The organism is Microbacterium sp., from assembly GCF_052102115.1.
Taxonomy (GTDB): Bacteria; Actinomycetota; Actinomycetes; order Actinomycetales; family Microbacteriaceae; genus Microbacterium.
In genome coordinates, this window is the sequence record NZ_JBQDVP010000006.1 from 43062 (window position 1) to 55977 (window position 12916).

The 12916-nt window shown below is 66.7% G+C and carries 12 protein-coding genes; 7 read left to right on the forward strand and 5 right to left on the reverse strand.

What is annotated here, in order from left to right; translation table 11 throughout:
- Nucleotides 1-169: 169 nt before the first annotated feature.
- Nucleotides 170-1141, reverse strand: a complete 972-nt coding sequence (locus ACTICP_RS03540) for a hypothetical protein (RefSeq protein WP_441889564.1) — start codon at nucleotides 1139-1141, stop codon at nucleotides 170-172.
- A gap of 257 nt (nucleotides 1142-1398) precedes the next feature.
- Complete coding sequence (locus tag ACTICP_RS03545; protein ID WP_441889566.1) at nucleotides 1399-3492, reverse strand: S9 family peptidase; 2094 nt, start codon at nucleotides 3490-3492, stop codon at nucleotides 1399-1401.
- Between the two features lie 156 nt (nucleotides 3493-3648).
- Between ACTICP_RS03545 and ACTICP_RS03550 the strand changes: the two genes are divergently transcribed.
- From ACTICP_RS03550 to ACTICP_RS03560, 3 genes are all read left to right on the forward strand, one after another.
- A complete protein-coding gene (locus ACTICP_RS03550) occupies nucleotides 3649-5118 on the forward strand; it encodes an anion permease (protein ID WP_441889665.1) in 1470 nt (489 codons plus the stop codon).
- Entirely contained in the window at nucleotides 5115-5450 is a 336-nt protein-coding gene (locus tag ACTICP_RS03555) for a peptidase (protein WP_441889568.1), read from the forward strand. Before ACTICP_RS03550 ends, ACTICP_RS03555 begins: the two co-directional genes overlap by 4 nt.
- An 81-nt stretch (nucleotides 5451-5531) precedes the next feature.
- Entirely contained in the window at nucleotides 5532-6992 is a 1461-nt protein-coding gene (locus ACTICP_RS03560) for an aspartate ammonia-lyase (RefSeq protein ID WP_441889570.1), read from the forward strand.
- 28 nt (nucleotides 6993-7020) lie between these two features.
- Here ACTICP_RS03560 and ACTICP_RS03565 read toward each other — a convergent pair whose 3' ends face one another.
- Nucleotides 7021-7890, reverse strand: coding sequence for a fumarylacetoacetate hydrolase family protein (locus ACTICP_RS03565; protein ID WP_441889572.1), 870 nt, complete (start codon nucleotides 7888-7890; stop codon nucleotides 7021-7023).
- Nucleotides 7891-7949: 59 nt separating this feature from the next.
- Between ACTICP_RS03565 and ACTICP_RS03570 the strand changes: the two genes are divergently transcribed.
- The 3 genes from ACTICP_RS03570 to ACTICP_RS03580 all read left to right on the forward strand — a co-directional run bounded on the left by ACTICP_RS03570 (nucleotide 7950) and on the right by ACTICP_RS03580 (nucleotide 10504).
- The gene (locus ACTICP_RS03570; protein WP_441889574.1) at nucleotides 7950-9212 is read left to right on the forward strand and encodes a PrsW family intramembrane metalloprotease; all 1263 of its coding nucleotides are present in this window, start codon (nucleotides 7950-7952) and stop codon (nucleotides 9210-9212) included.
- A 216-nt stretch (nucleotides 9213-9428) separates the two neighbouring features.
- On the forward strand, nucleotides 9429-9797 hold the full coding sequence (locus ACTICP_RS03575; protein WP_441889576.1) for an FKBP-type peptidyl-prolyl cis-trans isomerase: 369 nt from the start codon (nucleotides 9429-9431) through the stop codon (nucleotides 9795-9797).
- 152 nt (nucleotides 9798-9949) lie between these two features.
- Nucleotides 9950-10504, forward strand: coding sequence for a YceI family protein (locus tag ACTICP_RS03580; protein WP_441889578.1), 555 nt, complete (start codon nucleotides 9950-9952; stop codon nucleotides 10502-10504).
- Nucleotides 10505-10530: 26 nt separating this feature from the next.
- On the opposite strand, the gene ACTICP_RS03585 is transcribed toward ACTICP_RS03580, so the two are convergent.
- Nucleotides 10531-11814, reverse strand: coding sequence for an MFS transporter (locus ACTICP_RS03585; protein ID WP_441889580.1), 1284 nt, complete (start codon nucleotides 11812-11814; stop codon nucleotides 10531-10533).
- 166 nt (nucleotides 11815-11980) lie between these two features.
- Here ACTICP_RS03585 and rpsO point away from each other — a divergent pair, with 166 nt between their 5' ends.
- A complete protein-coding gene (rpsO, locus tag ACTICP_RS03590) occupies nucleotides 11981-12250 on the forward strand; it encodes a 30S ribosomal protein S15 (protein WP_144795440.1) in 270 nt (89 codons plus the stop codon).
- 82 nt (nucleotides 12251-12332) lie between these two features.
- On the opposite strand, the gene ACTICP_RS03595 is transcribed toward rpsO, so the two are convergent.
- A complete protein-coding gene (locus ACTICP_RS03595) occupies nucleotides 12333-12860 on the reverse strand; it encodes a DUF488 domain-containing protein (protein WP_441889582.1) in 528 nt (175 codons plus the stop codon).
- Between the last annotated feature and the right edge of the window lie 56 nt (nucleotides 12861-12916).

The window sequence follows — 12916 nt, forward strand, 5'->3', positions numbered from 1 at the left end:
TCCCGGGCCCGGCCGCCCGTCCCACCTGCCGTGCCCACCAGACCGGCGGGGTATGTCGGGGTTGTTCCGGGTATTTCACCGTCGTACCCGCCTCTTCCCGGACGCATTCCGGAGCGTGTCGGGATAGGTGGCGGTTGCGGATGCCGTGACCCGCAGTTTCTCCGACATGTCATCGTCGTCCGGGCCGCCAACCTGCGGCGATGAGTGCCTGCGCGACCTTGTCGATCGCCGGCTGAGGGTCGGGATGCAGGTGATGGCTGAGCACACGCACCAGGGTCCAGTCGTGCGTGCGGATGTCGTCCCAGCGATCAGCATCCTTGGCGAACTGGACCTCCTCTGCGTGCTGGCGACCGTCGTACTCCGCTGCAACGCGATACCGCGGATAGGCGATGTCGAGCCGCGCGATGAACCTGCCAGCATCGTCGTGCAGGTTCCAGTTGAGCTCCGGTTGAGGCAGACCCGCGCGCGTGATGGCCAGTCGGAGGGCAGTCTCCCTCGGACTCTCCGCACCCTCCCGAATCTCGAGGAGCGCGCGCCGAAGCATGCCGCGCACGTCTCCGGCATCATGGACCTCGGCCCACAGATCGTCGATGGTCATCAGCCCATTGCGCGGGTGCACGAGGAAATCCCCGGCGGCGATCAGGTCATCCAGGCTCCAGCTCGCGGCGACCTGTCGCCACATCCGAGCCGGGTGCTCGATCGGCAGGTCTTTTATCGTCCATCGCGCAGCCTCACGTGTCTGAAGTCGGTGCGCGGTTACGCCTTTGCGCTCGGGCTGCGGCGCTGGCCGCCGCACGGACACGTGCAGGTCGAGCTGGGCGCTCGTCGAATACGGCAGCGGGGCTCCGATCAGCCCGAGCCCGGTGTCGTGACTGAAGAACTGCGCCGGCGTCAGCGCAGGAGCGAACGCTCGTGCCCGCGCGCACATGTCCTCGTACAGCCGGATCATGCGCTGCGTGGCTGTCTCCTGTGTGAGATCCAGGGGTTCGGCCGCGGGGCCGACGAGCGAGCGCACCCCGCGCGTGGGCGACTCGAGGTCGGTGGCGCGGAGGCGCGACGCGGACACACCGTGATCTCGTGCCACCGAGACGGCGAAGGGGCCGTTGCCCAGGTCGAGCGGGAGTGGTCTGCGTCGGGTCATCCGGCCATCAAAGCCTGTTCGACGGCGCCTCAGGGCCCCCAGACCCGCGAGGTCTGGACAACTGGCGTCGTCGCTGTGTTGTGCAGAGCGAGTGGCATGTCTGGGAAGAAGCGGGTCCGCGGCCCGAATACCGGCCACAACCCAGACATCCCGCGGGGCGTGTCCGGGAAGCGGCGAGTCCCGGCGCCGTTGACCCGCAACAACCCAGACATGCAGCGGGCGCCCGGGTGACGGTCGGGCGCCCGGGCCCGCGCGGCTCAGGCGAGGCCGAGGGCGTCCAGCATCCAGGCGAGCTCGAAGGCGCGCTCGCGCCAGGCGTTGTACCGTCCGCTCACGCCGCCGTGCCCGGCCGCCATCTCGCACTTGAGCAGCACGTCCTGCGCGCCGGCGTGCCGGAGGGCCGCGACCCACTTGGCCGGCTCGACGTACAGCACCCGCGTGTCGTTGATCGAGGTCATGGCGAGGATGCGCGGGTAGGCGCCGCCTGGCTGCACGTTCTCGTAGGGCGTGTACGACTTCATGTACTCGTAGACCTCGGGGTCGTGCAAGGGGTCGCCCCACTCGTCCCACTCGATGACGGTGAGCGGCAGCGACGGGTCGAGGATCGAGGTGAGTGCGTCGACGAACGGGACGGATGCCAGGATGCCGGCGAACCGCGTCGGAGCGAGGTTCGCGACCGCGCCCATCAGCAGCCCGCCCGCGCTGCCGCCCTCGGCGACCATCCGCTCGGGAGAGGTCACGCCGGTGTCGATGAGGTGTTCGGCGCATGCGACGAAGTCGGTGAAACTGTTGCGCTTGTTGCGCAGCTTGCCGTCCTCGTACCAGTTGCGGCCCATCTCGCCGCCGCCGCGCACGTGCGCGACCGCGAAGACGACGCCGCGGTCGAGCTCGGACAGGCGGGCGACGGAGAATCCGGGGTCGATGGAGTGCTCGTACGAGCCGTACCCGTACAGATGCAGCGGGCGCACGGTGTCGCCCGGCGCGCCGAATGACTTCTTCCACACCAGCGAGATCGGCACCGCGGTGCCGTCGGATGCTTCGGCCCACCGGCGCTCCTGCGCGTATTCGGATGCCTCGTACCCGCCGAGCACCGGCTGCTGCTTGCGCAGCACGAGCTCGCGGGTCGCAAGATCGAGGTCGTAGACGGTCGCCGGCGTCACGAACGAGGTGTACGACAGGCGCAGAAACGGCGCGTGCCACTCGGGGTTGCCGGCTGGCCCCGCTGAGAACAGCGGCTCGTCGAAGGCGAGCTCGTCGACGGCATCCGATGAGTAGTCGAGCAGTCCGATCCGTTCCAGTCCTTCGCTGCGGTACCCGACGACGGCGAAGTCGCGGAAGCAATCCACGCCGAGAAGCCGCCGCCCGGCCTCGTGCGGCATGATCACGTGCCGCTCGCCCTGAGGATCGGATGCTGCGACGGAGACGAGCTCGAAATCGAGAGCATCCTGATTGTGCAGGATCAGCAGGCGGTCCTCGCCCTCGATGACGGCGTGCTCGACCTCGTACTCGACGCCCTCGACCCGCGGCCAGATCAGCTGCGGCTCGGCGGTGATCTCCCCGCGAAGATCGACGAGGTACTCCTCGGTCGTGATGCTCGAGCCGACGCCGATCACGAGGTACCGGCGGCTGCGGGTGAGACCCGCGCCCAGCCAGAACCGCTCATCGGGTTCGTGGAACAGCTTCACGTCGTCGGCGACTTCCGTGCCGAGACGGTGCAGCCAGAGGGTGTCGGGACGCCAGGCCTCATCGCGGGTCGTGTAGACGATCGCCGCGCCATCCGGGGTGAAGAATCCTCCCCCCGTCTGCGGGATCTCATCGGCGAGGGTCTCACCCGTCACCAGATCGCGCACGCGGATCGTGTAGAGCTCGTCGCCCTCGTAGTCCGGCGCCCAGAGCAGCTTCGTGGCGTCATCGGATACATCGAAGGCACCGAGGGAGAAGAACTCGTGCCCCTCGGCTTCGGCGTTGCCGTCGAGCAGGATCTCTTCGCCGGGCACCGGAACACCTGGCGTGAGCGTCGGGGGCGTCCAGTCGCCGGGCTCTGCCGCGGCCCGGCACTGGATGCCGTACTGCGCACCCTCTTCGCTGCGGCGGTAGTACCACCAGTCGCCTCGCCGCGACGGCACCGAGAGGTCGGTCTCCTGCACGCGGCCCTTGATCTCCTGGAACAGCTGCTCGCGCAGCCCCTCGAGGTGTGCTGTCGCCTCGTCGGTGTGTGCGTTCTCCGCCTCGAGATGGGCGACGACATCGGGCGATTCCTTCTCACGCAGCCACTCGTAGGGGTCGTCGAAGACGTCTCCGTGGTGCGTGCGGACGTGTGAGCGGCGGGCGGCGATGGGGGCTTTGGTCACCGTTCCACGGTATCCCGTGTCGAGTTGACCGGAGGTGTGCCCGGTGCGAGGATTTGTCGGGGCCGGTTAACGGACAACAAACCCGCGGTGAACTCTTCGTTCACCACGCCGATCTCGTCGGCACACATTCCAGATTCCTCGATCTGAAAGCGAATGGTGGAGACCGCAGCCCTCATCGTCGTGCTGGTCATCGCACTGGCACTCTTCTTCGATTTCACGAACGGCTTTCACGACACCGCCAACGCGATGGCCACACCGATCGCGACCGGTGCCCTCAAGCCCAAGACCGCGGTATTGCTGGCCGCGGTGCTCAATCTCGTCGGCGCTTTCCTCTCGACCGAAGTGTCGAAGACGGTCTCGCACGGCATCATCAACGAAGGCGCAATCCTGCAGGCCGGCGCCGAGCTCTTCCTCGCCGTGATCTTCGCCGGACTCATCGGTGCGATCACGTGGAACATGCTGACCTGGCTGCTGGGTCTGCCTTCCAGCTCATCGCATGCGCTGTTCGGCGGGCTCATCGGCGCGACGATCGTCGGGGTCGGACTCGGCGGGATCGACTTCGGCATGGTGCTGTCGAAGATCGTGCTGCCCGCTCTCATCGCTCCGCTCACGGCCGGGATCATCGCGTACGTCGCGACGAAGATCGCCTACTCGATCACTCGGCGATACGACGGCAAGCCCGATGGCCGCGACGGTTTCCGATGGGGGCAGATCTTCACGTCATCGCTCGTCGCCCTCGCGCACGGCACCAACGACGCGCAGAAGACGATGGGCGTGATCACCCTCGCACTGATCACGGTCGGCTGGCAGAACCAGGACGACGCGGATCCGTACCTCTGGGTGATCGTCGCCTGCGCGTTCACCATCGCCCTCGGAACCTACCTGGGCGGATGGCGGATCATCCGCACGCTCGGCAAGGGACTCACCGAGGTCAAACCCGCCCAGGGATTCTCAGCGGAGAGCTCGACCGCAGCCACGATCCTCGCTTCCAGCGCTCTCGGCTTCGCGCTGTCGACGACGCAGGTCGCCTCCGGCTCGGTGATCGGCTCTGGTCTGGGCCGTCGCGGCTCGACGGTGCGCTGGCGCACGGCCGGCCGCATCGCCATCGGTTGGCTGCTGACGCTTCCGGCCGCGGCGACCGTCGGCGCGCTGGCCGCGCTGCTGGTGGTGTGGCTGGGCAACTGGGGCGTGGCGATCGATGCGGTCCTCGCGCTGGTGATCATCGTCGCTCTGTTCCTGAGGTCGCGCCGGAACGCGGTCACTTCCGAGAACGCGATGAGCGGTGTCGCCGAATCCGGCCGCGCCGTCGAGCATCCCGACGTACCCCCGCCCACGCGCCGGCAGACGCGGATCGAACTCGTCCGCGCTCTCGATCGTGCCGAGCGCAAGGCCGCGGATGCCGAGAAGGCCGGTCGTCGCGCACGCAAGCTCAAGAAGAACGGTGGCTCGGTCGCTGAGATCAAGGCAGCGCGCAAAGCGGCAGATCGCGCCAATCGAAAGCTCGCCGAGGCGCAGAGCGCCGCGCACGAGTGGGAGTCTCTGCGCGCGAGCCGTCGAGCGCGTGCGGAGCTTGCCGAATGGGACGTATCTGACGAAGAGGCAGCCGACCGAGAGGCACAGCAATGAGCATCGAGATCGACTGGATGGCGTTCGTCGGTGTGTTCTTCGCCGCTCTGCTGGGCGCTGCGGCGATCGTGACGTTCTACGCCACCGGTCTGCGGCTGCTCGTGCGGGCGGGACGGATCCCGGTGGTGACGCCCGCGGAGTTCACCGATGCGATCACGATCCTCACGGAGAAGCAGGTCAGGCGCGCCGAGCGCCAGGCCGCCAAGGCGGCGAAGAAGAGCCCCCTCAGTGCCGGGCAGAAACGTCTCGCGCTCATCGGCGCATACGCGTGCTTCGTCCTGTGCGCACTGGCTGTCATCGCCGGTATCCTCATCATCGTCGTCGGTCACTGATTCATCGGGCTCTTGCCGTGCGCGCGGCATAGGATGGAAGCACCCCCGAGCTTCATCCGCCACCACCCACGAGGAAGTGACATGGAATCCGACGCGCCCGCACCGACCCGCACCGAGACCGATTCGCTCGGAAGCATGGAAATACCCGCCGAGGCGTACTGGGGCATCCACACCGCCCGCGCCGACGCGAACTTTCCGATCACGAAGCGGCCGATCTCGGTGTACCCGGATCTGATCCGCGGGATCGCGATGGTGAAGCAGGCCAGCGCCAGAGCGAACCGTGAGATCGGCGTCCTCGACCGGCAGCGCGCCGAGCTGATCGACGCTGCGGCCCAGCGCGTCATCGACGGCGAGTTCCACGACCAGTTCACGGTCGGCGTCATCCAGGGCGGCGCCGGCACCTCGACGAACATGAACGCGAACGAGGTCATCACCAACATCGCTCTCGAGATGGCGGGGCGCGAGAAGGGCGACTACGCGTTCCTCTCGCCGATCGATCACACCAACCGCAGTCAATCCACCAATGACGTCTATCCGACGGCGATCAAGATCGGCCTGTCGCTGAACCTGCGCTCGCTGCTCGACGAGCTCGAACTGCTGCGCCGCTCCTTCCTTGCCAAGGCTGTTGAGTTCCACGATGTGCTGAAGGTCGGGCGCACACAGCTTCAGGATGCCGTGCCGATGACTCTCGGCCAGGAGTTCCATGGGTTCGCGACGACGCTCGGTGAAGACCACTCGCGCCTCACCGAGAACGCCAAGCTGATGTTCGAGATCAATATGGGCGCCACCGCGATCGGCACCGGGATCACCACGCACGTGGACTACTCGACGTCGGTCCTCAAGCACCTGCGTGAGATCAGCGGCCTTGATCTCGAGACCGCGTCCGACCTCGTCGAGTCGACCAGCGACACCGGCGCATTCATGTCGTTCTCCTCGACTCTCAAGCGCAATGCGATCAAGCTGTCAAAGATCTGCAACGACCTGCGGCTGCTGTCGTCGGGGCCGCAGGCCGGTTTCGGGGAGATCAACCTGCCGGCGAAGCAGGCGGGTTCGAGCATCATGCCCGCCAAAGTCAACCCCGTCATTCCCGAGGTCGTGAACCAGGTCGCCTTCTCGGTGGTCGGCGCCGACACGACTGTGACGATGGCTGTCGAGGCCGGTCAGCTGCAGCTGAACGCTTTCGAGCCAGTCATCGCGCACTCGATCTTCCAGTCGATCACCTGGATGCGTCAGGCCATGTGGACGCTGCGCGTCAACTGCGTCGACGGCATCACCGCGAACGAGGACCGCCTCGGCGCCATGGTCGGAGCATCCGTCGGCGTCATCACCGCACTGACCCCGTTCATCGGCTACGCCGCGGCGGCGGCGCTGGCCAAGACCGCTCTGCTGACGAATCGGAACGTCGCAGACCTCGTCGTCGAGGCTGAGCTGATGTCGCGCGAAGAGGTCACCAAGCAACTCTCCCCAGCGCGGCTGTCGGGCCTGGAGGCCGCGACGGCGGCGATCAACATCATCCCGCCGGAGGACATGATCCAGATCTGACCGGCGCAGCGACCGGGGTGCTGGCCGATCAGCCGTCGATGCGGCAGTGGGTGGTCAGCTCGCCGATGCCGTCGACGCCGACAGTCACCGTCGAGCGGTCGCGCAGGAAGATCTGCGGGTCGCGCGAGTAGCCGGCGCCGCCGGGGCTTCCGGTCGAGATCAGCGTTCCGGGCTGCAGGGTGATCGACTGCGACAGGTGCGCGATGAGCGTCGCGACGGACCGGACCATCTGCCCGGTGCTGGCATCCTGCACGGTGTGGCCGTCGATGGTGGTCCAGATGTGAAGATCCTGCGGGTCCGCGACCTCGTCAGCGGTCACGACGAACGGACCGGTCGGGGTGAAGCCGTCGAACGACTTGCAGCGCGACCACTGCGCTTCAGCGAACTGTATGTCGCGGGCGGTGATGTCGTTGACGACGGTGTACCCCCAGACGTGGTCGAGGGCGCTCTCGGACGCGACGTCCTTCGCCGGGGCGCCGATGAGAACGCCGAGCTCCGCCTCGTAATCGACGGACTCGCTGAGCGAGCGCGGCCAGGTGGTCACCTGATCATGGCCGGTGAGCGAGTTCGGCCAGAGCGTGAAGACCGTCGGTGCCGTGTCGGTCTTCAGGCCCAGTTCGCTGGAGTGGGCCGCGTAGTTGAGGCCGATGGCGAGGATGACGGGAGGGTTCAGCACCGCGGAGGCGAATCCGAAATCAGCGAGCGGATGCCGCGGGGCACTGCCGTCCGCCAGCGCCGAGCGCAGCGCGCCGAGCACGTCGTCTCCGCCCTCGATGAGCTCCTGCAGTGTCGTCGGAGCAGGGGACAGGAGGTCGGCGACGAGGACGGCCGCGGAATCTTCGATGACAGCGAGATGGATGCCGGCAGAATCCGAGCCGCGCAGATGAGCGAAACGCATACTTCTACGCTACCGGTCGCCGATCGCGGCCGTCGTATCGATGCCTCTAGGCTTTGGCTATGACTTTCGGAGGACCCGCCACCCCCCAGGACAGCCAGCCGCAGTATCGTCCACCCCAAACCGGTCAGCATCAGCCTGGTCAGGGGCACGGCGAGCGGCAGGTCTACGCGTCCGCGCTCGCGCAGCCGACGGCGTATACGCCTCCGGCTCCCGTCGTGGTGGACCCCGGTCCTGCGCTGCCTGCGCTGCCGGTGCCGGCTAAGAAGGGGCGCACGGTCTCGATCTGGCTGTTCGGCATTCTGGGGTTCGTTCTGGTCGTTCTGATCGGCTACTTCGTGTGGGCACTGGGCGCCGTGGCATCCGGTATCGGACTCGTGATCGCGCTCCTCCCGCTCGCGATCGTCTTCTTCGGCGTCTACATCATCGACCGCTGGGAACCGGAGCCGAAGCCGTTGATCGCGTTCGCGATCGCGTGGGGAGCGATCGCGGCGATCGGGATCACGCTCCTCGTCGACCTGGGCATCACGATGATGCTCGGATTGCGGCCCGAGGTGCTCAGTACCGTGATCCAGGCCCCGATCATCGAGGAGATCGCCAAGGGGCTGGGCATCTTCATCATCTTCTTGATCGGTAGACGCGCCTTCGACGGTCCCATTGACGGGATCGTCTACGGGGCGCTGATCGGCGGCGGGTTCGCGTTCACCGAGAACATTCAGTACTTCGCCATCAGTCTGATCGAGGGCGGCGGTTCGCAGTTGACGGCGACCTTCGTCATGCGCGGGCTGCTCTCACCGTTCGCGCATGCGATGTTCACGGCCCTGACCGGGTTCGCGATGGGGCTCGCGGCCCGCCGTCATGCGTCTCGCAGCGCGGTGCTCGGCGCAGGCGGCATCGGTGTCATCGGCGCGATGCTGCTGCACGGGTTCTGGAACGGCTCGGCGATGTTCGCCAACTTCCTCGCGCTGTACGTCACGCTGCAGGTTCCGCTGTTCATCGGGTTCATCCTGGCGATCGTGGCGCTGCGCCGCGAAGAGGCGCGCGTGACCCGAGAGCGCCTGGGGGAGTACGCCGCCGCCGGATGGTTCACGCCAGAGGAAGTGACGATGCTCGCGACACCGGCCGGCCGGAAGGTCGGGATGCAGTGGGCATCGACGCTGCGCGGAGACCGCAGGTCGCTGATGAAGCAGTTCATCCGTGATGCCACCGCACTCGCGGCCGTCCGCCAACGGGCGATCACCGGCCGCGACCCGCTCGCCGCCGACGACGAGCGTGCCCTGCTCACCCGCACCGGCGCGACCAGGGCCGCGTTGCTGGCGTACTGAGAGCAGCGGCGTTGCTTTGGGGGAGGTTTCGACTCGCCTACGGCTCGCGCAGCAAGACTCAGCGCCCGGTGCTGCGGCGATGCCTGCGAGTCTCCCGGGCGCTGAGTTGGTCTGACACCAGGGTGCACCCGGGGTCAGAGGAAGTCAAGACCTCTGTTCGCTGTCAGCGGGTGTCATCGCGTTGACCGACGCCGGGTGCTCAGGTTGTATGGAGGCATGACTGATCGCACAAAGCCTGAGTTCGACGCCCCTACCGGTCCTGCTCCCGCAGAACTCGTCATCCGAGACATCATCGACGGCGACGGTGCCGAGGCAGGTCCCGGCGACACTGTCACCGTCCATTACGCGGGCGTCGAGTACGACTCCGGCGAGGAGTTCGATTCGTCTTGGGGTCGTGGCGAGACCATCCAGTTTCCGCTGCGCGGCCTGATCCAAGGCTGGCAGGAGGGCATCCCCGGCATGAAGGTCGGCGGGCGCCGCGAACTCATCGTTCCGCCGCACCTCGCGTACGGTCCGGCTGGCGCCGGGCACTTCCTCTCCGGCAAGACCCTCATCTTCATCATCGACCTGGTGGCCGTCGGCTGATCTGGCGCTCCGGTACGAGGGCCCCTGTTCGCAGCCAAGCTGCGAGCGGGGGCCCTCATTTTTTTCTCGCACTCTCGGAATACATGCAGGTGCATATGAGTTATCTTCGGGTGTACGCCGCGAACGCGGCCTGATCTCAAGGAGAGCACCGCATGACCACGATCGACATCCCCGGCTACCGTTCGGGCACCTGGACCCTCGACCCCGCCCACAGCGAAGTGACTTTTAGCGTCCGTCACATGATGATCTCGAAGGTGCGCGGAACTTTCGGCATGAAGAGCGCGACGCTGGTCGCCCCGGAGAACCCGCTCGATGCGAAGGTCGAAGCCTCCGTCGACGTCACCTCGGTCGACACCAACGATGAGGGACGCGACGGTCACCTGCGCTCGGCCGACTTCTTCGACACCGAGAACTTTCCGACGATGGACTTCGTCTCCACCGGCGCACGCGCCGAGAACGGCGACTTCTTCGTCGACGGCGACCTGACGATCCGCGGCATCACGAAGCCGGTGAGCTTCGAGTTCGACTTCGGCGGCTTCGGGCAGGACCCGTACGGCAACTACAAGGCCGGTGCCTCGGCATCGACCACGATCAACCGCGAAGACTTCGGCCTGACCTGGAACGCCGCGCTCGAGACCGGTGGCGTGCTCGTCGGCAAGGACGTCACGATCACCCTCGACCTGCAGGGCTCACTGCAGGCCGGCTGACCCTCTGCCCGAGAACCCCGTGTCCATCAGGGCACGGGGTTCTCTGCGTCGTAGTCGCGGAATCGCGGCGTGAGACGCACGAGCAGCGCCACCAGCACGATGACGATGAATCCGCCCAGCAGCGGTGGGAACCACAGCGATGTGAGCGTCGCGAGTGTTCCGGCGTAGAGAGCGCCGACGCGCGGGCCGCCGGTCACGACGATGACGAAGATGCCCTGCAGGCGGCCGCGGATGCTATCGGGCACCGAGGACTGCATCATCGTGCTCCGGTAGATCGAGCTGACGTTATCGGCACCGCCGGAGACGGCCAGCGCGATGCATGCGGCGATCACGAGGCCGAGGTTGACCGCGGTGTCGCTGGCCGGCGGCATCCAGACCCCGATGAGCAGTACGGCCCCGAACGCGAAGATCGCGGCGCCGTACACCTGGATGGCGCGCTGGATGCCGCGTCCGTGCCAGCGGTAGCGCACGACGCGTCCGGAGAACAGGCTCGACAGGAAGGTTCCCGCGGCGACGGCCGCGGTGAGGGCTCCGGTGGTGATGGCGCCCCCGCCGAGCAGGACGGTCCCGAGCGCCGGGTACAGCGCCATCGGCTGACCGAACGTCATCGCGATGATGTCGAGGATGTATTGCATCCGGATGTTGCGGGCGCGCTTGAGGAACCGCCAGCCGTCGACGAGGGATTCCAGGCCCGGCCGAACGATCGTTCCTTCGGGGCGCAGGGAGGGGAGCGTCCACAGGCCCATGAACATCGCAAGCATCAGGATGACGTCGATCGTGTACGTCCAGCCGTAACCGGTGGTGGCGACGAGGATGCCGGCGAGAGCGGGCCCGGCCATGACCATGATCCCGATCGTGATGCCGTTCAGCGCCGATGCCGATGCCAGCAGCTCGCGGGGGATCAGTCGGGGGATGATCGCGCTGCGTGTGGCGAGTCCGACGGAATTGGCGGCGGCGTTGATGATGCTGAGTGCGTACAGCCACCAGATCGTCTCCAACTGCGTCCAGGTGAGCACCGCGAGCAGCAGGGTCGAGACGAAAGTGAAGACGGCGGCGACCAGGCCCACGATGCGGCGGTCGAAGGCGTCGGCCAGCATCCCGCCGTACAGACCGGCGAGGATCATCGGCACGAGGCCGGCGACGGCGACCATCGAAACCGCGAAGGTGCTGGCGGTGAGCTCGAACACGTGCAGCATGACCGTGACGAGCGTGAGTTGGCCGCCCATGCCCGCCAGCGTGGAGCCGATCCACAGCCGGGTGAACGCCTTACTGGCCCGGAATGGGCGCAGATCGATCAGGGCGCTGTTCACCTCATGAGGCTACCCGTTCGAGGGGCGCTCGTCGGAACCGGCCAGGTCCCGGAGACGGGTCGACGACTGGTAGACTCTACAGGTTGCCGTTTGATCGGCCGCGGATAAAGAGAGCCCTCGCATCAGGCGTCGGGCGCCGCGCAATGAGTGAAAGGGGATCGAATCTATGGCACTGGAAGCAGACGTCAAGAAGGCGATCATCGAAGAGTACGCGACGCACCCCGGTGACACCGGATCCCCCGAGGTGCAGGCCGCAATGCTGACGCAGCGCATCAAGGACCTCACCGAGCACCTCAAGGAGCACAAGCACGACCACCACTCGCGTCGTGGACTGTTCCTGCTCGTCGGTCAGCGCCGCCGTCTGCTCGGCTACCTCCAGAGCGTGGACATCGAGCGCTACCGCTCGCTGATCCAGCGTCTGGGGCTTCGTCGATAAGGCATTCGACCAGCGTTCAATCGCGCAAAACTTTCTTGGAAGGCCGCCCCGGGTGTGGGGCGGCCTTCGTCGTTCCCGGCGCTCAGGCGGGGTAGACGACATCGGTGCCGTCGACAACGGCCCCCTCCGTGAGTTCCGCCGGCTGCCTGCGCTCCCGTCCCATCAGATGGAAGACTTCCTCGCCGCGGGCGAGCAGATGGTCGGCGATGATCCTCCGGTGGCACCGCCACCAGACGGCCTCTGAGCACATGACGGTCGTCCGTCGCTCGCTCCCGATCGCGAGCAAGCGGTCGAGCCCGGTGCGGAAATCATCGGAGAGCGCATAATCGGCGTAGTTGTGGAAGCTCCTGTTCTGCCAGAACGCATTGGTCTCGAAAGGCACGACTTTCGACACCGGCCGGCGGCCGCCGAGCTCGGCGATGCGATCGAGACGGATGCCAGCAGCTCGGAGCGATTCGCGCAGCGAGTCCTCATCGAACTGCGGATGCCGTCGGGATCCGGGCAGCCTGCGCACATCCACGACGTTCTCGATCCCGGCCGATCGCAGCAGCGCGATGAAGGCGTCGATCGGTCGGTCGGAATGGCCGAGGGTGAAGAACTGCTCCGACATGGAGACAGGCTAAGCCCGCGGAGTCATTGACTCCTCACGAACTTTCCGGTAGGAAA